The organism is Stenotrophomonas sp. TWI1183, assembly GCF_039673115.1.
GTDB classification, from domain to species: Bacteria; Pseudomonadota; Gammaproteobacteria; order Xanthomonadales; family Xanthomonadaceae; genus Stenotrophomonas; species Stenotrophomonas maltophilia_AA.
The window spans coordinates 16,024-37,557 of the sequence record NZ_JBDJKZ010000002.1 but is presented as its reverse complement, the minus strand read 5'-3'; the positions used below and the strand labels follow the sequence as shown (position 1 = coordinate 37,557).

Annotated in this window: 19 protein-coding genes; 16 read left to right on the top strand and 3 right to left on the bottom strand. The window is 67.7% G+C overall.

The window, feature by feature from the left end:
- Positions 1 to 32 precede the first annotated feature (32 nt).
- Together ubiE and ABE434_RS02555 are read left to right on the top strand one after the other, a co-directional pair.
- Positions 33 to 794 carry a bifunctional demethylmenaquinone methyltransferase/2-methoxy-6-polyprenyl-1,4-benzoquinol methylase UbiE gene (ubiE, locus tag ABE434_RS02560; RefSeq protein WP_019186052.1) on the top strand — a complete coding sequence of 254 codons (762 nt, stop codon included), beginning with the start codon at positions 33 to 35 and terminating at the stop codon, positions 792 to 794.
- Positions 795 to 895: 101 nt separating this feature from the next.
- Entirely contained in the window at positions 896 to 2,836 is a 1,941-nt protein-coding gene (locus ABE434_RS02555) for a M1 family metallopeptidase (protein WP_346477718.1), read from the top strand.
- 71 nt (positions 2,837 to 2,907) lie between these two features.
- Here the strand turns inward: ABE434_RS02555 and ABE434_RS02550 are convergent, their stop codons facing one another.
- The gene (locus ABE434_RS02550; protein WP_346477717.1) at positions 2,908 to 3,528 is read right to left on the bottom strand and encodes a TetR/AcrR family transcriptional regulator; all 621 of its coding nucleotides are present in this window, start codon (positions 3,526 to 3,528) and stop codon (positions 2,908 to 2,910) included.
- Between the two features lie 130 nt (positions 3,529 to 3,658).
- On the opposite strand from ABE434_RS02550, the gene ABE434_RS02545 reads away from it, so the two are divergent.
- From ABE434_RS02545 to ABE434_RS02535, 3 genes are all read left to right on the top strand, one after another.
- Positions 3,659 to 4,705 carry an MBL fold metallo-hydrolase gene (locus ABE434_RS02545; protein WP_346477716.1) on the top strand — a complete coding sequence of 349 codons (1,047 nt, stop codon included), beginning with the start codon at positions 3,659 to 3,661 and terminating at the stop codon, positions 4,703 to 4,705.
- A gap of 94 nt (positions 4,706 to 4,799) precedes the next feature.
- The gene (locus ABE434_RS02540) at positions 4,800 to 5,531 is read left to right on the top strand and encodes a hypothetical protein (protein WP_346477715.1); all 732 of its coding nucleotides are present in this window, start codon (positions 4,800 to 4,802) and stop codon (positions 5,529 to 5,531) included.
- 35 nt (positions 5,532 to 5,566) lie between these two features.
- Positions 5,567 to 6,139, top strand: coding sequence for an HAD family hydrolase (locus ABE434_RS02535; protein WP_346477894.1), 573 nt, complete (start codon positions 5,567 to 5,569; stop codon positions 6,137 to 6,139).
- Between the two features lie 181 nt (positions 6,140 to 6,320).
- On the opposite strand, the gene ABE434_RS02530 is transcribed toward ABE434_RS02535, so the two are convergent.
- Positions 6,321 to 7,259 carry a carbohydrate kinase family protein gene (locus ABE434_RS02530; RefSeq protein ID WP_346477714.1) on the bottom strand — a complete coding sequence of 313 codons (939 nt, stop codon included), beginning with the start codon at positions 7,257 to 7,259 and terminating at the stop codon, positions 6,321 to 6,323.
- Between the two features lie 275 nt (positions 7,260 to 7,534).
- Here ABE434_RS02530 and ABE434_RS02525 point away from each other — a divergent pair, with 275 nt between their 5' ends.
- The 9 genes from ABE434_RS02525 to ABE434_RS02485 all read left to right on the top strand — a co-directional run bounded on the left by ABE434_RS02525 (position 7,535) and on the right by ABE434_RS02485 (position 19,190).
- Complete coding sequence (locus ABE434_RS02525; protein ID WP_019186044.1) at positions 7,535 to 8,581, top strand: rod shape-determining protein; 1,047 nt, start codon at positions 7,535 to 7,537, stop codon at positions 8,579 to 8,581.
- 156 nt (positions 8,582 to 8,737) lie between these two features.
- Entirely contained in the window at positions 8,738 to 9,865 is a 1,128-nt protein-coding gene (mreC, locus tag ABE434_RS02520; protein WP_346477713.1) for a rod shape-determining protein MreC, read from the top strand.
- Positions 9,862 to 10,347 (top strand): rod shape-determining protein MreD, encoded by a 486-nt coding sequence (mreD, locus tag ABE434_RS02515; protein ID WP_346477712.1) that lies wholly within the window; start codon positions 9,862 to 9,864, stop codon positions 10,345 to 10,347. The genes mreC and mreD overlap by 4 nt, the downstream gene beginning before the upstream one ends.
- Before the next feature lies 1 nt (position 10,348).
- Positions 10,349 to 12,418, top strand: a complete 2,070-nt coding sequence (gene mrdA, locus ABE434_RS02510) for a penicillin-binding protein 2 (protein WP_176988167.1) — start codon at positions 10,349 to 10,351, stop codon at positions 12,416 to 12,418.
- Entirely contained in the window at positions 12,415 to 13,527 is a 1,113-nt protein-coding gene (rodA, locus tag ABE434_RS02505; RefSeq protein ID WP_019186040.1) for a rod shape-determining protein RodA, read from the top strand. Before mrdA ends, rodA (ABE434_RS02505) begins: the two co-directional genes overlap by 4 nt.
- Positions 13,528 to 13,692: 165 nt before the next feature.
- Complete coding sequence (gene rodA, locus ABE434_RS02500) at positions 13,693 to 14,793, top strand: rod shape-determining protein RodA (RefSeq protein ID WP_346477711.1); 1,101 nt, start codon at positions 13,693 to 13,695, stop codon at positions 14,791 to 14,793.
- Between the two features lie 600 nt (positions 14,794 to 15,393).
- Complete coding sequence (gene mltB / locus ABE434_RS02495) at positions 15,394 to 16,539, top strand: lytic murein transglycosylase B (protein ID WP_346477710.1); 1,146 nt, start codon at positions 15,394 to 15,396, stop codon at positions 16,537 to 16,539.
- The gene (locus ABE434_RS02490) at positions 16,536 to 17,864 is read left to right on the top strand and encodes a septal ring lytic transglycosylase RlpA family protein (protein ID WP_346477709.1); all 1,329 of its coding nucleotides are present in this window, start codon (positions 16,536 to 16,538) and stop codon (positions 17,862 to 17,864) included. Before mltB ends, ABE434_RS02490 begins: the two co-directional genes overlap by 4 nt.
- A 108-nt stretch (positions 17,865 to 17,972) precedes the next feature.
- Positions 17,973 to 19,190, top strand: a complete 1,218-nt coding sequence (locus tag ABE434_RS02485) for a D-alanyl-D-alanine carboxypeptidase family protein (protein ID WP_179460038.1) — start codon at positions 17,973 to 17,975, stop codon at positions 19,188 to 19,190.
- A gap of 112 nt (positions 19,191 to 19,302) precedes the next feature.
- On the opposite strand, the gene ABE434_RS02480 is transcribed toward ABE434_RS02485, so the two are convergent.
- Positions 19,303 to 20,367 carry a lipid A deacylase LpxR family protein gene (locus tag ABE434_RS02480; RefSeq protein ID WP_179460039.1) on the bottom strand — a complete coding sequence of 355 codons (1,065 nt, stop codon included), beginning with the start codon at positions 20,365 to 20,367 and terminating at the stop codon, positions 19,303 to 19,305.
- A gap of 193 nt (positions 20,368 to 20,560) precedes the next feature.
- Here ABE434_RS02480 and ABE434_RS02475 point away from each other — a divergent pair, with 193 nt between their 5' ends.
- Entirely contained in the window at positions 20,561 to 20,839 is a 279-nt protein-coding gene (locus ABE434_RS02475) for a DUF493 family protein (RefSeq protein ID WP_121041243.1), read from the top strand.
- Positions 20,827 to 21,534 (top strand): lipoyl(octanoyl) transferase LipB, encoded by a 708-nt coding sequence (gene lipB, locus ABE434_RS02470; protein ID WP_176988174.1) that lies wholly within the window; start codon positions 20,827 to 20,829, stop codon positions 21,532 to 21,534. The genes ABE434_RS02475 and lipB overlap by 13 nt, the downstream gene beginning before the upstream one ends.

The window sequence follows — 21,534 nt, the reverse complement described above, 5'->3', positions numbered from 1 at the left end:
CGCAACGGCGCCGGCGGTGCGATAATCGTCCCATGAGCGAATCCCCCTACAAGACTGGCACCACCCATTTCGGCTTCCGCGATGTCGCTGCGAAGGACAAGCAGAAGCTGGTGGGCGAAGTGTTCACCTCGGTCGCGCGCAGCTACGACCTGATGAACGATCTGATGAGCCTGGGCATCCACCGGGCGTGGAAGCGCTACTACGTAGCCACCGCGCAGGTGAAGCCGGGCGACCGCGTGCTCGACCTGGCCGGCGGCACCGGTGACATCGCCGCGCTGATCAAGGAGCGGGTCGGGGACGAAGGTGAAGTGGTGCTGGGCGACATCAACGCCGGCATGCTCTCGGTGGGCCGCGACCGGCTGACCAACCGCGGCCTGGTCGCGGGCCTGAACTACGTCCAGTGCAACGCCGAAGCACTGCCGTTCCCGGATGCGAGCTTCGACCTGGTCACGATCGCCTTCGGCCTGCGCAACGTCACCGACAAGGAAGCCGGCCTGCGCGAGATGCACCGCGTCCTCAAGGTGGGCGGCCAGGCACGCGTGCTGGAATTCTCCGAGGTCACCGCGGACTGGTTCAAACCGATCTACGATTTCCACTCGTTCAAGATCCTGCCGAAGCTGGGCCAGCTGTTCGCGCGCGATGGCGACAGCTACCAGTACCTGGCCGAGAGCATCCGCAAGCATCCGCCGCAGGAGCAGCTCAAGGCGATGATGGCCGAGGCCGGTTTCGAGCGGTGCCATTACAAGAACCTGACCGGCGGGATCGTCTCGATCCACTCCGGCTACAAGCTCTGACGCTTCGCGCAGCGAACTGAATGCGCAGACCGCCACGTACGGCCTGCGCGCAGTGCCGGGACAGGGGTAAACTGGTCGTTTCACCCCGATCGGTCCCGTTCATGCGATCTCCGTTCCTGTTGATTCCCCTGGCCGTCGCCCTGGCGTCCGGCTGCTCCAAAGAACCGGCGGCTCCGACCGTCGATCCCACTGCCAATGCGCCGGCGGGCACTGCCATGAAAGCGGACAGCCGCAGCCACGATGAGAGCTCGTACGCCGAGCCGGACAAGGTGGTCGTCAAGGACCTCGCGCTGGATCTGAAGCTGGATTTCGACAGCAAGCAGATCGGTGGCACCGCGACCTACACCCTGGAGTGGAAGGACAAGGCCGCCAGGCAGCTGGTGCTGGACACCCGCGCGCTGAGCGTGGAGAAGGTCGAGTCGATCGCCGCCGACGGCAAGACCGCGCCGCTGCCCTTCGTGCTGGCACCGGCCGACAAGGTGTTCGGCAGCAAGCTGAGCATCGAGACCCCGGACCAGCCGGCCAAGGTCGTGATCACGTATCACACCGCACCGACCGCCTCGGGCCTGCAGTGGCTGGAGCCGTCGATGACGGAGGGCAAGAAGCTGCCCTTCATGTTCAGCCAGTCGCAGGCGATCCACGCCCGTTCCTGGGTGCCGCTGCAGGACACCCCGAGCGTGCGCTTCACCTACAGCGCGCATGTGGTCTCGCGCCCGGACGTGATGGTGCTGATGAGCGCCGACAACGATCCCAAGGCCGCGCGTGATGGTGATTACACCTTCAAGATGCCGCAGCCGATCCCGTCCTACCTGCTGGCCATCGCCGCCGGCGACCTGGTGTTCGAGCCGATCTCCGGCCGCTCCGGCGTGTGGGCCGAACCGACCATGGTCGGCAAGGCCGCCAAGGAGTTCGAAGACACCGAGAAGATGATCGGCGCCGCCGAGAAGCTCTACGGTGAGTACCGCTGGGGCCGCTACGACATGCTGGTGCTGCCGCCGTCGTTCCCGTTCGGTGGCATGGAGAACCCGCGCCTGACCTTCGCCACCCCGACCGTGATCGTCGGCGACAAGTCGCTGGTCTCGCTGGTCGCCCACGAACTGGCGCACAGCTGGTCGGGCAACCTGGTGACCAACGCCAGCTGGAAGGACATCTGGCTCAACGAAGGCTTCACCACCTACGTACAGGGCCGCATCACCGAGGCGCTGTACGGCCAGGAAATGGCCGAGATGGAGCGCGAGATCGACCAGAACGATCTGCTCGCCGAAGTGAAGGGCATGAGCGAGGCCGACCAGGCCCTGGCGCTGCCGCCGCTGAGCGAGCGTGATCCGGACGAGGCGCTGAGCCAGGTCGCCTACGTCAAGGGTTCGTGGTTCCTGCAGTTCCTGGAGCAGCGCTTCGGCCGCGAGACCTTCGATCCGTTCCTGCGCGGCTGGTTCGATGACCACGCCTTCCAGAGCGCCAACACCGACCAGTTCATCGAGTACCTGAAGAAGAACCTGCTGTCCAAGAAGCCCGGCGCCGTCACCGATGCCGAGCTGAAGGCATGGCTGGACGAGCCGGGCATTCCGTCGTTCGCGACCAAGGCCCGCTCGCGCAACTTCTCCATCGTGGATACCGCACGCATCGCGTGGCAGGGCAGCAACACGCTGCCGAATGCGCAGATCACCGGCGAGTGGGGCACCCAGGAATGGGTGCACTTCATCGACGGCCTGGGCAAGACCCTGCCGGTCGAGAAGCTGGCTGCGCTGGACAAGGCGTACCACTTCACCGGCACCGCCAATGGCGAGATCGCGATGCGCTGGTACCCGCTGACGATCCGCAGCGGCTACAGCGAAGCGAACGAGGCCGCCGGTGCGTTCATCGAGCGCGTTGGCCGCCGCAAGCTGATCCTGCCGATCTACGCCGAACTGGTGAAGACGCCGGAAGGCCTGGCCTTCGCCAAGGCGGCCTTCGCCAAGGCGAAGCCGGGGTACCACCCGATCACCACCGGCTCGGTCCAGGACATGCTGGACAAGGCCGAGGCGGGCACGGCCAAGCCGTAATCGCCAGACGTATCGGTTGAACGAAAAACGGCGGGGAAACCCGCCGTTTTTTCATGCCGCGGCGCCAGCGCTCACACCGCGCGCACCGCCAGGAACATGTCCACGCAGTCGTGCATCACCTGCTGCTGCTGCGCCGGGGTCAGCGGTGGCTGGCCGAAGGTGATCTGTGGCCAGAACGCAAACGCCTTGAGCATCGCCTGCAACTGGTGCGCGGCCTCGGCGGGCGGCATCTCCGCGCGCAGCCGGCCGTCGGCCTGGGCGGCGCGGATCCAGCCGGTCAGGCCTTCTTCCTTCTCGGCCAGCTTGTCCATCATCGCGCGCGCCCGTTCGGGCGTGTGCACCAGTTCGGCCATCGCCACCCGGGACAGATCGATGAAGCCGGGGTCGTCGAGCAGGCGCATCTTCCGCGCCGCGAATACCAGCAATTGATCGCGCAGCGGCCGTGCCGGATCGTACGGCACGACATCCAGTGCCTGGCTGGCCTCGAACAGTTGCCACAGGATCGCGGTGAACAGTTCGTCCTTGCTGGCGAAGTGGTTGTAGACGGTGCGCTTGGATACCTCGGCCGTGGCCGCGATGCGGTCCATGCTGGTGCCGGCGAAGCCGAAGGTGCGGAACTCGGCTACCGCCGCCTCGAGGATGGCCGCGCGCTTGCGGTCGGTCAGGCGGGTGGGGCGGTCGGAGGGGCTCATGTCGCCATTTTACACCGTTCAGTTTACTTTTCGGAAAAGGCAAGTACACTCGCCGGTGTACTTTCCAGGGCAAGCCCCGATGACGCGTCGCCTGCCTCGATTCCTCCTCCTTCTGACGGTGTTGATCGCCATGTCCATTGGCCTGTTGACCTGCGGTGCCCGCCCGGCTGCCGCCTATGACCAGTCGCCGCAGTTCGGCGACGGGCGCTTCCACAATCCCGTCGGCAAGAGCGCGCTCGGCTTCGTCGGCACGCTGGGCGTGATGTGGAAGTTCCTGTTCGACAAGCCGGCCGATGCCAGCCCGCTGGCGCCGATCCCGGTGCAGGCGCTGACCCGCCAGGCCCTGCTCGATGCGCCCGATGACAGCCTGTGGCGGCTGGGGCACTCGACGATGCTGATGAAGCTGGACGGCCATTTCTGGCTGACCGACCCGGTGTTCGCCGAGCGCGCCTCGCCGATGTCGTTCATGGGCCCGAAGCGCTTCCACGCCCCGCCGTTGAGCATCGACGAACTGCCGCCCATCACCGGCGTGATCATCTCCCACGACCACTACGATCACCTCGACCACGCGGCTATCCTCGCGCTCGCGCCGAAGGTGCAGCACTTCGTCACCGCGCTCGGCGTGGGTGACCGTTTGATCGGGTGGGGCGTGCCGGCGGCGAAGGTGGTGCAGCTGGACTGGTGGCAGGACACCCGCGTGGAAGGCCTGAAGATCGTCGCGACCCCGGCCCAGCATTTTTCCGGGCGCACCCTGGCCGACGGCAACCGCACGTTGTGGGCCTCGTGGGTGATCGACACCGGGCATACCCGGATCTTCTTCAGCGGTGACACTGGCTACTTCGATGGCTTTGCCCGCATCGGCGAGCGCTACGGCCCGTTCGACCTGACCATGATCGAGACCGGCGCCTACGATGCGCAGTGGCCGGACGTGCACATGCAGCCCGAACAGAGCCTGCAGGCGCACCTGGACGTGCGCGGCAGGGTGATGATGCCGATCCACAACGGCACCTTCGACCTCGCGCTGCACCCGTGGACCGAACCGTTCGAACGCATCACCACGCTGGCGCAGGAACAGGGCGTGGCGCTGACCGCGCCGCACATGGGCGAACGCCTGGATATCCGCGCACCTGCATCGTCCACCCAGTGGTGGCGGGAAGGGCAGCCGGCCACGCCGTGACGTTGGCGCCGAACGGCGTCGTGCCGGCATGACGCGCTTGGCGATAAAGTAGGCGCAGGCGCCTGGCGCGCCATCGTCCAACACGGAGCACCCAATGAAGCGACTGATCCTGGTAGCGGCCTGCGCCTTCGCGCTGGCCGCCTGCAGCAACCCCGAGGCCGAGCGCCAGGCGCAGCAGGCCGCCGCGGCCGCCGCCAAGGCGCAGCAGGAAGAGAAGGCCGAAGGCGTGGCCAAGCAGTACGACATGGCCGTCGCCGCGCAGGATTGGGAGCGCGCGCGCATCCACGGCGGCTCGCTGCTGGATCAGTACAAGGACACCGACGTGGCTGCCCGGATCGAACCGGGCTACGCCGAGGTCAAGGCCAAGGCTGAAGCCGCGCGCGAGACGCGCCGCCTGCAGGCGCTGTGGCAGTACAACAAGATCCCGGTCGGGACCAAGGGCATCCAGGCCTCCGCGCAGATCTACAGCAAGGAGCGCGTGGATGTGGACGGCAGCGGTGCCAAGCCGGTGCAGCTGGTCTTCCGCGACCATCCCGAGTGGAAGCGCCACGCCTACCTCGTGCTGCAGGCCGGCGATTTCCGCTGCCCGAAGTGCCAGGTCAAGGTGACCGTCGACGACGGCAAGCCGGTGGCGATGGCGGCCTGGCGCCCGGATACCGATGAGGCGATCGCGATGTTCATCACCGACCAGAAGGCGCTGTGGAACCTGGCGCGCAAGGCCAGGGTGATCAGCATCGAATTCCCGGTCAAGGCCGGCGGCACGCGCACGGCCGTGTTCGAGACCGGCGGCGTGGACGCCAGCCAGATGCCGCAGTGGTGGCAGTGAGCGGCCTGCCGGCCCTCCGTCACTGGGTGTTCGACATGGACGGCACGCTGACCGTGGCGGTGCATGATTTCGAGCGCATCAAACACGAGCTCGCGATCCCGCAGGAAGACGACATCCTCACCCATCTCGCCGCGCTGCCGGCCGAGGTGGCGGCGGAGAAGCATGACTGGCTGCTGGCACACGAACGCGCGCTGGCAGAGCGCGCGCAGGCCGCTCCCGGTGCCGTGGCCCTGGTACGCGCGCTGCACGGTGCGGGCTGCCGGCTGGGCATCCTGACCCGCAACGCGCGCGAACTGGCCCAGGTGACATTGCAGGCGATCGGAGTGGGGGATGTGTTCGCCACCGACGACATCATCGGCCGCGACGAAGCCCAGCCCAAACCGTCACCGGCCGGGCTGCGGTATTTCGCCGAGCGCTGGCAGGCAGCTCCCGCCCGGATGGTGATGGTCGGCGATCACCGTTTCGACCTCGAATGCGGCCGCGCCGCCGGTACCCGCACCCTGCTGGTCAACACGCCGGACAACCCGTGGCCGGGCCTGGCCTGCTGGCATCTGGCTGATTGCGGCGAGGTGCTGGCGGCGTGGGAAGGGAAGCGGGTTTCGGCCTGATCGCACCGGACAAGGCCTGCCGCATGCTCTGCTGACGGTGGACCCGAACAGCAGCCAGGCATGGCCTGGCTCTACCCCCCCCCCATCGCCTCGCGCTTCACCCTCTGGTGGAGAGCCCCCTTGATGTTCAAGGGGGCGTGCCGAAGGCGGGGGGATAAGGTGGGATGCGCGGGCAGTTTGGTTACGCGTTCAACGCGTAACCAAACTGCTGCTTGAACTGCTCATTGAACTCATCAAACGTGAAGCGCTGGTTCTGGGTGCCCGGGTGCTCGACCTTCAGCGCGCCCATCAGGTTGCCCATGCGGCCGATGGTCAGCCAGTCGTAGCCCTTCTCGATGCCGTAGATCAGGCCGGCGCGGAAGGCGTCGCCACAGCCGGTCGGGTCGACCACGCGGCGCTCGTGCGCCGGCGGAATGTCATAGGTCTTTTCCGGGGTGTGGATGACCGCGCCCTTCGGGCCACGGGTGGTGATGTAGGCCTTGACCCGGCTCACGATCTCCTTTTCATCCCAGCCGGTGCGCTCCTGCAGCAGGTTGGACTCGTAGTCGTTGACCACGACGTAGTCGGCCTGTTCGATGAAGGTGCGCAGCTCCGGGCCGTTGAACAGCGGCATGGCCTGGCCCGGGTCGAAGATGAACGGCACGCCGCCTTCGAAGAATTCCTGCGAGTTCTGGATCATGCCCTCGCGCCCGTCCGGGCCGACCAGGCCCAGGGTCACGCCCGGCACGTCCTTCACGTGGTTCTCGTAGGACCGCATCATCGCGCCCGGGTGGAAGGCGGTGATCTGGTTGTTGTCGTGGTCGGTGGTGATGAACGCCTGCGGGGTGAACAGCTCGTCGATCACCTTGACCCGGCTCAGGTCGATGCCCAGGCCCTGGAAGTACTCGCGGTACGGGCCGAAGTCCGAGCCCACGGTGCCCATCGGGATCGGCTCGCCGCCCAGCAGGTACAGGTTGTAGGCGATGTTGCCTGCGCAACCGCCGAATTCACGACGCATGCGCGGCACCAGGAACGACACATTCAGGATGTGCACCTTGTCCGGCAGGATGTGATTCTTGAACTGGTCCGGAAACACCATGATGGTGTCGAAGGCAAGAGAACCACAGATCAAAGCGGACATCGAGTAAGGCCTATGCGGAAGGGAGTTTGAGGCCCGTCTGGCGGGCAACGAAACGGCGCCTCGCGGCGCCCTGCGGCGCAAAGGTTAACGGGTGAGGCGGCTTTGGGCCAGAACCCGGGCTGTCCGGATTGGCCTGAATGGCCGTGAAGGCTGGCTTTCGGCCAGATTTGTCCTTGCTCGCGCACAGGGGGATTGCTAGGCTTGTCGACCTCGAATTCTGCCCATTTTTTCGCCATCCCGCGTTGGGCGCGACACCCCTCAGGATCAACTCCCAGATGTTCAAGAAACTGCGTGGCATGTTCTCCAATGACCTGTCCATCGACCTGGGCACGGCCAACACCCTCATCTACGTGCGTGGGCAGGGGATCGTGCTGAACGAGCCGTCGGTCGTGGCCGTGCGCCAGGACCGTGCCATCGGTGGTACCCGTTCCGTGGCTGCCGTGGGCGCCGAGGCCAAGCAGATGCTCGGCCGTACCCCGGGGCATATCACCACCATCCGCCCGATGAAGGATGGCGTCATCGCCGACTTCACCTACACCGAGGCGATGCTCAAGCACTTCATCAAGAAGGTCCACAAGTCGCGCTTCCTGCGCCCGAGCCCGCGCGTGCTGGTCTGCGTGCCGGCCGGCTCGACCCAGGTCGAGCGCCGCGCGATCAAGGAATCGGCCGAGGAGGCCGGTGCCCGCGATGTGTTCCTGATCGAAGAGCCCATGGCCGCTGCGATCGGCGCCGGCATGCCGGTGACCGAAGCGCGTGGCTCGATGGTCATCGACATCGGCGGCGGCACCACCGAAGTGGCGGTGATCTCGCTGAACGGCATCGTCTACTCGGCCTCCGTGCGCATCGGCGGCGACCGCTTCGACGAATCGATCACCAACTACGTGCGCCGCAACCACGGCATGCTGATCGGTGAAGCCACCGCCGAGCGGATCAAGGTCGAGCTCGGCTGCGCCTACCCGCAGGCGGAAGTGATCGAGATGGAAATCTCCGGCCGAAACCTCGCCGAGGGCGTGCCGAAGATGATCAAGATCAACTCCAACGAGGTGCTTGAAGCCCTGCACGAGCCGCTGTCGGGCATCGTCAGCGCGGTCAAGCTGGCGCTGGAGCAGACCCCGCCGGAACTGTGTGCCGACGTCGCCGAGCGCGGCATCGTGCTGACCGGTGGTGGCGCCCTGCTGCGCGACATGGACCGCCTGATCTCCGAGGAAACCGGCCTGCACGTGCAGGTGGCCGATGACCCGCTGACCTGCGTGGCCCGCGGTGGTGGTCGTGCGCTGGAGCTGGTGGACATGCACGGCAACGAGTTCTTTGCGCCGGAGTGAGCCGTACCGGCCGTGTATCGTAGACACGCCTCTGCGGCGTGATGCCTCCGGTGAGCCCCGCTCACCGGGCGTCACCCCGCCGGGGCGTTGTCGCATGCTGTTCCCGCTGCGCTCTCGTTCCGCGCGCTTCATCCACACTTTTCCCAGTCGACGCCTGTGCCGCCTTACGCCGGTCCTCCCGTAGCCTCCCGCCAGGGCGATGCCGCCAGTCCGCTGCGCCTGCTCGCATACCTGGCGTTGGCCATCACCCTGATCGTGCTCGATGACCAGGCCGGCTGGCTGTCGCGCCTGCGCGCGCAGGCCAACGTGCTGGTGCAGCCGGTGTGGGCGCTGGCCGGCCTGCCGGGTCGCCTGGGCACCCAGGTCAAGGACAACGCGGCCAGCCACGGCCAGCTCGTCACCGAGAACCGCGAACTGCGCAACCAGCTGCTGATCGCCAATGCGCGGCTGACCCGCCTGCAGACCGCGGCGCTGGACAATGCCCAGCTGCGCGAGCTGCTCAACGTGGCCGAACGCAGTGGCCTGGACGTGCAGCTCGCCCCGATCCTGGATATCGACCTGGACCCGGTGCGGCAGCGTCTGGTGCTCGCCGCCGGCACCCGCGATGGCGTGCATGTCGGCCAGGCGGTGATCGATGCCGGTGGCCTGATGGGCCAGGTGATCGCCACCACCGGCAACAGCGCGACCGTGCTGCTGCTCACCGACCCCGACCACGCGGTGCCGGTCACCGTGGCCCGCAACGGCGTGCGCCTTATCGTCTACGGCCGTGGCGACACCCTGGAGCTACGCGACATTCCGCTCAGTGCCGGGGTGGAAGTGGGCGACGAGATCGTCACCTCCGGTCTCGGTGGGCGCTTCCCGGCCGGATTCCCGGTCGGCAGCATCACCGCGCTGCGCCCGGATGACACCCATGCCTTCCTGGTCGGCGAGCTGAAGCCGGCCGCCCAGCTCGACCGCGGCCGCGATGTGCTGCTGCTGCGCCCGGGCGAGGCGATCCGCATCCCGCCGAACCTGCGCCGTGATGCCAGCGAAGCCGGTGGACCGGCCGCTGCGCCGCTGCAGGAGGGCGCGCCCACAGGCACTGCAGCGCCGGCCAGTACCACCCCGGCGGGTTCATCCCCGGCCACGACGGCACCTGCGGCGGCGCCCGCCAATGCACCACAGGCCAACCGGCCCGGTCCGGCCGCACCGGTACCGGTGACCGCTCCGCGGCGTGCCGCAGCCGAATCCACGGTAGTGCCGAGCCATGCTCGGCAGCCCGAACCCGTGGAGAACCGGCCATGAGCCGCCTGCGCGACAAACCCTGGGTGCTGCCGGCCAGCCTGGTGGTGGCCCTGCTGCTCGGCCTGCTGCCACTGCCGGCCCTGCTGCAGCCGCTGCGCCCGTACTGGCTGGCGCTGGTGCTGGCCTACTGGGTGATCGAAACACCGGACCGGGTCGGGCTGGGCATCGCCTTCGCCAGCGGCGTGATCGCCGATCTGCTCTATGGCGGCGTGCTCGGCGAGCAGGCGCTGCGGCTGGTGATCCTGACCTTCATCCTCCAGCGCTTCCGCGCGCGCATCCGCTTCTTCCCGATGTCGCAGCAGATCCTGGCGATCGGCGGCCTGCTGTTCAACGATCGCATCGTCAGCGCGGTGGTGCACATCGTGGTCGGCGAGCCGACCCTGCCGTGGTCGTACTGGTGGGCGCCGCTGCTGGGCATGGCGCTGTGGCCGCTGGTGTTCGTGCTGCTGGACGCCCTGCGCTTCGGGCGACGCGGGCGCTGACATGTACATGCGCCGCCAGGCCAAGAATCCGCATGCCGAGGCAGAACAGTTCCGGCGCCGCGCCGCGCTGGGCTTCCTCGGCGTGCTGGTGTGCCTGCTCGGCCTCGGCGGCTGGTACTTCAAGCTGCAGGTGATGGACCACGACATCTACGCCACGCGCTCGGAGGCCAACCGGATCAAGCCGCGGCCGGTGGTGCCGGGGCGCGGGATGATCTACGACCGCAACGGCCGGCTGCTGGCCGAGAACGTGCCGGCGTTCCGCCTGGACATCACCCCGGACAAGGTCAAGGACATGGACGCCACGCTGGCGGGCCTGTCGAAGATCCTCGCCCTCAGCCCGGAAGACATCGAGACCTTCAACCGGTCGCGCAAGGCACGCCGCAGTTTCCTGCCGGTCACGCTCAAGCTGCGCGTCACCGATGAGGAGATGGCGCGTTTCGCGGTGGACCGCTGGCGTTTCCCCGGCGTGGAGCTGGAGCCGTACCTGACCCGTCGCTATCCGTATGGCGATCTGTTCGCGCACATCATCGGCTACGTCGGCCGGGTCGATGACAAGGACCTGGAGATGCTGGGCGAGGGCAATGCCGCGCTGACCCACATCGGCAAGTCCGGGCTGGAGCGCTATTACGAGCAGCAGCTGCGTGGCAAGGTCGGTTACGAGCAGGTCGAGACCAACGTACAGGGCCGGGCGATCCGCACCATCGGCCGGGTCGCGGCGCAGTCGGGCAGCGATCTGCGGCTGTCGATCGATGCCGACCTGCAGCGCGCGATGGTCGCCGCCTTCGGTGAGTTCGAGGGCGCGGCGGTGGCGATGGACCCGCGCACCGGCGAAGTGCTGGCGATGGTCAGCCTGCCGTCCTACGACCCCAACCTGTTCGTCAACGGCATCTCGCACGCCGACTTCAAAGCGCTCAACGACAACCCCTCGCGGCCGCAGTTCAACCGCCTGGTGCTTGGCGGCGTCGCGCCCGGTTCCACCATCAAGCCACTGATCGGGCTGGCCGGCCTGGACAGCGGCGTGCGCAGGCCGGAAGACAAGATTCTCTCCACCGGCATGTTCTATCTGCCGGGCACCTCGCGCGGCTGGGGCGATGCCAACCGTGGCGGCCATGGCTGGACCGATCTGCGCAAGTCGATCACCCAGTCGGTCAATACGTATTACTACAAGCTGGCGCTGGATCTGGGCATCGACCGCTTCGACCACTACATGGGCTACTACGGGTTCGGTGCGCCGACCGGCATCGACCTGACCGGCGAGATCGGCGGCATCCTGCCGTCGCCGGCGGCCAAGTTCAAGGCGCGCAAAGAGCGCTGGTATCCCGGCGACACCGTCAACGTCAGCATCGGCCAGGGTGACTGGAAGGTCACGCCGCTGCAGCTGGTGCACGGGGTGGCCGGCATCGCCGATGGCCAACTGCGGCAGCCGCACCTGGTGATGCAGCAGCGCGCCGGTTTCGATGCGGACTGGACCGCCACGCCGCCGGGCGAGAGCAAGCCGATCAGCCCGACGCCGGGCAATCTGCAGGCCGTGCGCGAAGGCATGATGGGCACCATGCAGCCGGGCGGCAGCGGTGCGCGTGCTGCCGCCGGAGCCCCGTATGTCATGGCCGGCAAGACCGGCACCGCGCAGGTGATCAGCCGCCGCGGTACCGCGGCGGTCAACCCGCGCAGCCTGCCGCTGCATCTGCGCCACCGCGCGCTGTTCGTGGGCTTCGCACCGGCCGACCACCCGGTGATCGCGGTGGCGATCGCGGTGGAGGGCGGTGGTTACGGTGGCTCGGCGGCAGCACCGATCGCCCGCAAGATCTTCGACGCCTGGCTGCTCGGCAAGATGCCCGATGGCCTGGAACCGCTGGACAGTGAGCGCGGCACCACCGCGATCGGCATCACGGCGTTCGACGGGGGCGATGGTGCGGCACGCGAAGCGGGCGATGCCGCCGTGGCCGCGCTGGAGCTGCTGCCGGTCATGGTCGGTGTGCCTGCCGCGCCCGAGCCCGCCCCGGCGCCGCTGCCCGGCGCCCCCGTGCCGAGTGCCACCGCGCCGCCGACCGCACCGGAGCGGACACGATGAAGGTCTTCCTGCGCTGGGCGGTCGATATGGCCGTCCGCTTCAGCAGCTCGCTGGACTGGGTCCTGTGCCTGGCCCTGGGCGCGCTGATGCTGATCGGCCTGGCGGTGCTCAAGAGCGCCGGCGGCGACGGGCTGGTGTTCGCGCAGGGTGCGCGCTTCGCGGTCGGCCTGGCCGCGATGTGGGCGATCTCGCGCGTGTCGATCCTGCGCATCCGCTCGGCCACGCCGTTGATCTACGCGGTCTCGATGATTCCGCTGCTGGCCGTGTTCGTGCTCGGCACCGGCAAGTACGGCCGGCAGTGGCTGGATCTGAAACTGTTCTACCTGCAGCCGGCCGAACTGCTCAAGGTCAGCCTGCCGATGATGGTGGCCTGGTACCTGCATCGCATGCCGCTGCCGCCGCGCTTCTCCACGGTGCTGACCAGCGCGGTGATCATCGGCGTACCGACCGGGCTGGTGATGCTGCAGCCGGACTTCGGCACCGGCGTGCTGATCGCCGCCAGCGGTGCGTTCGTGCTGCTGCTGGCCGGCCTGCCGTGGTGGTGGGTCGGCGTGGCGGTCGGCGGTGTCGCCGCGGCCGCGCCGGTGGCCTGGTTCTGGTTGCTGCGGCCGTACCAGAAGGACCGCATCATGATGTTCATGGACCCGGAGAGCGATGCGCTCGGCGCGGGCTGGAACATCATCCAGTCCAAGATCGCGATCGGCTCGGGGGGCTTCGACGGCAAGGGCTGGGGACAGGGCTCGCAGTCGCACCTGAACTTCATTCCCGAGCAGACCACCGACTTCGCCTTCTCCGTGCTCAGCGAGGAGTTCGGCTGGATCGGCGTGGCCATCGTGCTGGCGCTGTACCTGGTGGTGATCGGGCGCTGCCTGTGGATCGCCTCGCAGTCGCGCGATACCTATTCGCGTCTGCTGGCGGGCGCGACCGGCCTGGCGTTCTTCGTCTACGTGCTGGTCAACGGCGGCATGATTTCCGGCCTGCTGCCGGTGGTCGGGGTACCGATGCCCTTGATCAGTTACGGCGGTACCTCGGCGGTATCGCTGCTGGCCGGCTTCGGCCTGGTGATGGCGGTACGTCGCCACAACCCGGTGCACGGCGGCTACGGCTGAGCGCACGCGATGCGTACGCCGTGATCGGCGGTACGTGTCGGCTAAGGTTTGCGGTGCCCACGCGTGTTACGGTCCTGCGCTCGCGCCGGCCCGCCTGTCGGGCCCGCTTTCTGTTCGCCGTGTCGCCTCCTGCTGTGCGTCGCGTCATCCACAGGAGTCGTCCGCATGGTCGAACTACTGCAGCGCGCACGCGCCGTGTTCCGTTTCTTTTTCCGCACGCTGGACCTGCCGCTGCTGGGCGCGTTGTGCCTGCTGATGGTGGCCGGCCTGGCCGTGCTTCACAGCGTGGACGGTCCGGTAAATGCGCAGGCGATGCGCTACGGGGCCGGCCTTGCCGCACTCTGGGGGCTGTCGCGGCTGCCGGTGGTGGAACTGCGCGTGTGGTCGCCGTGGATCTACACGCTCTCCCTGCTGCCGCTGCTGGCGGTGTATGTGGTCGGCACCGGCAAGTACGGCCAGCGCTGGTTGAACCTGGGCGTGTTCTATCTGCAGCCTTCCGAGCTGCTCAAGCTCAGCCTGCCGATGATGATGGCGTGGTACCTGCACAAACAGCCCTTGCCGCCGCGGCCGCGCGCGGTGCTGACCGCCGCCGTGCTGATCGGTGGCCCGGCGGTGCTGATCCTGCTGCAGCCCAACCTGGGCACCGCGACGCTGGTGACCGCCAGTGGCGTGTTCGCGCTGCTGCTGGCCGGGCTGCGCTGGTGGTGGATGGCGGTGGCGCTGGGTGGCTTGTCGGTGGCGGCGCCGCTGGCGTGGTTCGGATTGCTGCGGCAGTACCAGAAGGATCGCGTGCTGACCTTCCTGTATCCGGAGAACGATCCGCTGGGCACCGGCTGGAACATCATCCAGTCCAAGATCGCGATCGGCTCGGGCGGCATGCACGGCAAAGGCTGGGGGCAGGGCACCCAGGCCACGCTGGATTTCCTGCCCGAGTACACCACCGACTTCGCCTTCTCGGTGCTGGCCGAGGAGTTCGGCTGGGTCGGGGTGGCGGTGGTGCTCAGCCTGTTCCTGTTCGTCACCGCGCGCTGCCTGTGGATCGCCAGCCAGTCGCGCTGTGGATACTCGCGGCTGCTGGTCGGCACCACCGGCCTGGTGTTCTTCGTCTACGTGCTGGTCAACGGCGGCATGATCTCCGGGCTGCTGCCGGTGGTGGGCGTGCCCATGCCCTTGATCAGCTATGGCGGCACGTCGGCGGTATCGCTGCTGGCCAGCTTCGGGCTGGTGATGGCCGCGCGGCAGCATCAGCCGGTGCATTCGACGTGAGGCCGGCATCCGCCATGCATTGCGCACGCGCCCAGGCGAAAACGCTTCCACGTGCAGGCATCGTCAAGCTGTCGCCGCAAAAGTGAGAAGTGGCGCACAGATATGAAGTGACTTGATCTCGATCAATGGACTTGTCGCAAACGGCCTGCACAATGGCGGCCCGCCAACAACGACGCGCTGAGCCAAGCATCGCGAAGGGGGAGTCTGGCGGGGAGTAGTTGACCTCACAGGTAGAGAGGGCGAGGCGCGCGCTGGGGAGATGCGCGCCGCGCCGCTGCCGATCGGGTCCGGTTTGGCCGGTTGCGTCCGCGGGGATGGGGACGCAGCCGGCAGACCTCTTCGCCCGGTGTTGCCAGCGCACAAAGTGAGACGTGCGTCGGCGCCCCTGCCGGTCGTGGCGTCTGCCCGGCAACCTTGCCGGAGGCGCGAGCGCGTTCCCGTTCCACCGCACGGTCGTCGTGCGTGAAGATCAACATGAATGGGGAAGTGAGCCGGCGCGTCCTACACGCGGCCTTAACGGCGTCGGTAAAACTCAGGCAATCCGTTGAGATTCATGGTGTTAGGGGTTTTAATTCATCCATGACCTGCTAACCTGCCGCGATGATTCGACGCTCCCTGGCCTGCATGCTCACGCTCGGTTTGGTCGCTTGTGCGACCCAGCCGCAGACTCCTTCACCGTCGCCGCAGGCCTCGGGGGTTCCCGTCACTCCCGCTGCGGGGAACAAAGGGCCGGCCGAAGCCGCCCCCGAGGCAGCGGGTGCCAACGCGGCCCCGGTCGATCTGACCCCGGTCCCGTTCGAGGTGGCCCGCGCCAACTTCGTGCGCGATACCGCGGCCCGCTACGGCATTCCCGCCGCGCACATCGAGGCGACCCTGGCCCAGGCGCAGATCCGCGACCCGATCATCGCGGCGATGTCGCGCCCGGCCGAGCGGGTCAAACCGTGGAACGAATACCGGCCGATGTTCATCAGCCAGGCGCGGATCGAAGGCGGCAGGAAGTTCCTCGCCCAGCATCGCGATGAGCTGATGCGCGTGCAGCAGCGCACCGGTGTCCCGGCCGAGGTGATCGTGGCGATCATCGGCGTGGAAACCAGTTACGGCGGCAACACCGGCAATTACCGCGTGCTGGATGCGCTGTACACGCTGGCCTTCAAATACCCGCGCAGTGGCGATCCGGCCAAGCTCGAACGCGAAGTGCGCCGCGAGCTGTTCTTCCGCGACGAACTGGCGCGCCTGTTCGCGCTGACCCGCGATGAGAAGCTCGACATCACCGCGATCAAGGGCAGCTACGCCGGCGCGATGGGCATGGGCCAGTTCATGCCCTCCAGCTATCTCGATTACGCGGTGGACGGCAACGGCGATGGCCGTCGCGATCTGTTCAACAGCTATGACGACGTCTTCTCCTCGATCGCCAACTACTTCGTCAAGAAGGGCGGTTGGGTCCGCGGTGGCCCGGTCGCCGTGCCGGCCACGCTGCAGGCGGGTCGCGAACCCTTCAATCCGACCGAGTGGGCGCCGACCTGGAGCCTCTCCGAGCTGGCCCAGCGCGGTTACCAGCCCAGCGTTCCGGTCGCGGCCGGCCTGACCGCCACCCCGATCACGCTGGAAGGCAGCACCGGCAAGCAGTACTGGCTGGGCTTCCAGAACTACTACGCCATTACCCGCTACAACCTCTCGAAAATGTATGCGATGGCCGTGTACCAGTTGTCCCAGGCCATCGCCGGACAGGAGTTGCCGCCGGCATGAACACGATCGCACGCTCCAGATGGCTGATCCCGGGTCTGTTGATACTGGCACTGGCCGCCTGCAGCAGTGCGCCGAAGAAACCCGGGGGCGGCACCGCTTCCGGCAGCAGCAAGCCGTCCGGCGCGGTGGTGCAGGGCAAAGGCGGGCGTCCGGCGCATTGTCCTGATGGCTCGCCGTACAAAGCCGCGTCTGAAGACCCGAGCACGCGCGGCGACTATCGCGCCGGCGGGCTGTACAAGCCGGGCGTGAATGACAGCACCCCCACCTACATCCCGAACGTGGCCTGCATCCCCGAGCCGGAGGTCGTGGATCTGCCGCGGTCGCCGGTCGGCAACAAATCGCCGTATGTGGTGCTGGGCAAGCAGTACCAGGTGATGGACAAGACCCGCGGCTATGCCGAGAAGGGCACCGCCTCGTATTACGGCGCCAAGTTCCATGGCCGCCTGACCTCCAACCGCGAGGTGTACGACATGTACGCCTTCACCGCCGCGCACAAGACGCTGCCACTGCCGAGCTTCGCCCGGGTCACCAACCTGGACAACGGCGAATCGGTGATCGTGCGGGTCAATGATCGTGGCCCGTTCCATGACGGCCGCGTGGTCGATCTCAGTTACGCGGCCGCCGTGCGCCTGGGCATCACCCAGCGCGGCACCGGCAACGTGGAAGTCCGCGCACTGGCCCCGGGCGACGACAACCTCATGGTCGACAAGCCCAGCCGCCGCGAACGCCGCGAGGTCGCCGCCGCTGCGGCTGCCGCGACGACGGCCAGCGCCACCGCGGCACGCCGCGCCAGCGACATGGATGCCCTGGTCGGCAAGTTGCCGGCCGCCACGGCCACGGCCACGGCCACGGCCACCGCGGCCAAACCGGCCGGCGAGCAGTACCGCTACCGCGTGGCCGACTCGGCCAAGCCGGGCAACGCCGACAACTTCGATCACTGGATGCGCGACAACGGGGTACGCGTGGCCACCGGCAAGCCGGCCACCACCCAGGCCGCCAGCGTGAACAGCGCCCCGGTGGCGGTCGCCGCACTGCCCGCCGCCGCGCCCGCCGCGCGCCCGGCCCCCAGCGCCAGCCTGTCCCAGCAGGTGCTCGGCAGCGTGCTGCTGCAGGTCGCCAGTTTCGCCAGCCGCGACAATGCGACCCGCGCGCTCGGCCAGCTGTCCTCGGCCGGCATCGCCGGGGCCAGCATCAGCGACATCGTCAGTGGCGGGCGCACCCTGTGGCGCCTGCGCGTGCCGGCCCCCGACCATGCCAGTGCCTCGGAACTTGCCGGCCGGATTGCCGGTCTGGGCTTCGGGGCGCCGCAGATCGTGAAGGACTGAGCCTTCCACTGCCCGCGGCACGCCAGCGCGTGCCGCCGCTCCTTGGCCCTACAATGGCCGTTATCCCTCATCCCCCCCCCTTGGCGCCCTCCAGGAGCTTGCTGTCCGATGAAATTCCGCTTTGCCGCCGCTGCCATGGCCACGACCCTGTTCGTGGGCATGGTCTCCGCCCAGACCCCCCTGCCGACCCCGGCACCGGCGCCTGCTCCCGCCGCCGCCGCTCCGGCCACCGTGGCCACGCCGCCGGCACCCGCGCCCAGCATCTCCAAGGCCTGGATCCTGATGGATTTCGCCACCGGGCAGGTCCTGGCCGGTGAAAACGTGCACGAACAGCTGGCCCCGGCCAGCATCACCAAGGTGATGACCTCGTATGTCGTCGCCGCCGAGGTCAAGAACGGCAAGGTCCGTACCGACGACCAGGTGATGATGAGCGAGCGCGCCTGGCGCGAGGGCGGTGCCGGCACCGACGGCAGCTACAGCGGCTTCCCGGTCAACCAGACCGCACGCCTGGAAGACATGGAAAAGGGCATGGCGATCCAGTCCGGCAACGATGCCGCGATCGCCCTGGCCGAGCACGTCGCCGGCAGCGAAGAAGCCTTCGCCTCGCTGATGAACAGCTACGCCGCCAAGATCGGCATGAAGGACTCGCACTTCGTCAACGCGCACGGCCTCAGCGCCCCGGGCCACCACACCACCGCCTACGACCTGGCCCTGCTGGGCCGCGCGATGGTGCGTGACTACCCGGAAACCTACGCCTACAACAAGGTGAAGGAATTCACCGTCGGCAACATCACCCAGCCGAACCGCAACCTGCTGCTGTGGCGCGACCAGAGCGTGGACGGCATCAAGACCGGCCATACCTCCGAAGCCGGCTACTGCCTGATGAGCTCGGCCCAGCGCGGCGACCAGCGCCTGGTCGCGGTGATCCTCGGGGGCGGTTCGGAAAAGCAGCGCGCCGATGACAGCCTGGCCCTGCTCAACTGGGGCTTCCGCTTCTTCGAAACCCACCGCATGTACGAGCCGGGCAAGGTCGTGGCCGAGCACAAGGTGTGGAAGGGCAAGACCGCCACGCTGCAGCTGGGCGTCGCCCAGCCGATGCTGGTCAGCGTCCCGCGCGGCCGCTACAACGATCTCAAGCCGAGCATCGACGTTCCCAAGACCCTCGAAGCCCCGTTCACCGCTGGCCAGCAGGTCGGCACGCTGAAGGTGATGCTGGACAACCAGGTCGTCGCCCAGGCGCCGCTGGTCGCCGTGGCCGCCGTCGAAGAAGCCGGCTTCTTCAAGCGCCTGTGGGACAGCTTCTGGATGTGGTGGGAATCGGAGTAATCCGGCCCGACCGCAGTAAAAAAAGACCGGCGAAAGCCGGTCTTTTTTTTGCGCGTCCCTTTTTGGCTGCCCGGTAGTGCCGGCCGCTGGCCGGCGTCTCGTACTGGCGGCGTTACAGCGACCGGCTGATCGTGAAGCTGCCGAACACCGGTGCCTCGCGCTGCCCATCGAACTCGCGCGTGCTGTGGTAGCGCGCCAGCGCGAACTTCCAGCGCCCGCGCATCACCGCCAGCCCGTACCCGGCCTGGCCGACCACATGCCGCTTGTCGACACTGTGGCTGGTGCGGAACGTGTTGCCATCCAGCGTGATATCGCGGATCACCCACGCCGCATCGGTCGTCGCGAACAGATGCCACGACCACCCGCTCGGCTTGCCCCCGCGCGTCGGCGCCGTGTTCTCACCGGCCGGGCGCAGGGGGGTACTGCCGAAATCGTCCGGCAGCTTCCAGCCGAAGCGCACTTCGCCACCGGCATTGAGGTGCGTGGCCAGGTTGCCCACCGCGCCGCCGTAATGGCTGATCGCATCCCAGCCCCAGCCGCCCAGGTTCTCCGTGGCATCGGCCGGCCACCGGCGCATCCGCTCGTGGGTCAGCATGAACACCGGCTCGTTGTGCAGCTGGTTGTCCCAGCCCTGGAACTTCTCATCGCCCAGCAGCTCGTGCACCGCGTTCTGCACTTCTTCGCCCTGCGCCCAGGGCCCGACCACGCCCAACGCCAGCTGCGTCGTCTGCAGCCGGTCGCCGCGGCGCGCGTTGTACCCGAAGCTGCCGATCAGCACGCCCGCATACGGGCGGTCATCTTCGATCAGGTCCTTCCGGGTGAAATCGGTCGGGGTGAAAATCCCCTGGGCCAGGCTGAAGATCATGTTCTGCTGTTCGAACTCGCCCGGGTGCAGCCGCTCCAGGTGGCTGTTGACCCAGCGCGCCAGGCGCGGCAGGCACGGATCGTCGGTGTAGTCGACCAGGTTCGGGGACACGAAGGTGATCTGGGCACCGTTGGTATAGCCCTGATCCTGGTCCTTGCCGCCGAACAGATCGTTGTCGACGCGGAAGTTGACCTGCGGCGGATGCTCGCGCATCGCATCGGGCCCGCATTGGGAGGCGGCCTGGGCGGCAGGCGCCGCCAGGGCGAGGACACCGGCAAGCGCGGCCGGCAGCGCGAAGGGCTTCAAGGACATGGGATACCAGACAGGGATTTATTCTTTCTTAAGCTGGTACAGCGTAGTCAGAGCGTGATCCTGTGAACAGCACTGCGCACGCACTGCTGCGTATCAGTGGCGATACAGGCGTTTTCACGTGCCGTTCGGTACCGCTGTGCGCACGATCAAGCAATGCTTGGGTTCGGGCGCGGGCATCCCCATAATCCCGGACATGGAGATCAAGTCTGACAACCCCGACCACGGCTTCCAGTTCCCCGGCCAGTTCGAACTCAGCGCCATGGGCGCGGCCGGCAACGACCTGGAACGCGAACTGCCGCGCCTGCTCGAGCTCGCCGGCCTGGAAGTACTGACCGAACGGGTCAGCTGGAAACACTCGTCCAACGGCAAGTACGTGTCCGTGCGACTGGTGTTCAAGGCCGACAACCGCGAACAGTACGATGCCGCCCACAACGCGCTACGCGACCACCCGGAAGTGAAGTGGACGCTGTAGCCAGCTGCGCCACCGCCGCGGCCCCGGGCGACCGGGCGCCGCAACCGGCCCTCGTGCGTGACCTCGGCCGCCAGCCCTATGCCCCGGTCTGGCACGCCATGCAGCGTTTCACCGATGCCCGCACCGATGCCACCCGCGACGAACTGTGGGTGGTCGAGCACGACCCGGTGTTCACCCTGGGCCAGGCCGGCAAGGACGAGCACGTGCTCGCCCCCGGCGATATTCCCGTTCTGCATGTCGACCGTGGCGGCCAGGTGACCTACCACGGCCCCGGCCAGCTGGTGATCTACCCGCTGCTGCAGCTGCGGCGGCTGGGCATCGGGGTGCGCGACTACGTCTGCCGGATCGAGCAGGCCATCATCGACACCCTGGACGAATGGAACATCGGCGCCGAGCGCCTCGACGGCGCCCCCGGCGTCTACGTGGGCGGGGCCAAGGTCGCCGCCCTCGGCATCCGCGTGCGCCGCGGCTGCACCTTCCACGGCCTGGCCTTCAATGTGTCCATGGACCTGGAACCGTTCCGCCGGATCAACCCCTGTGGCTATCAAGGGCTGCAGGTGACCTCGGTGGTAGACTTGGGGGGACCGTCCGGCATGGCGGCCGTCACGCCGGTGCTGCTGGGCCATCTGGCCCGCCAGTTCGGCCTGGCCCTCGAGCCGGCCGCTGAATTACCCGATTTGACTGACGCGGCGTGA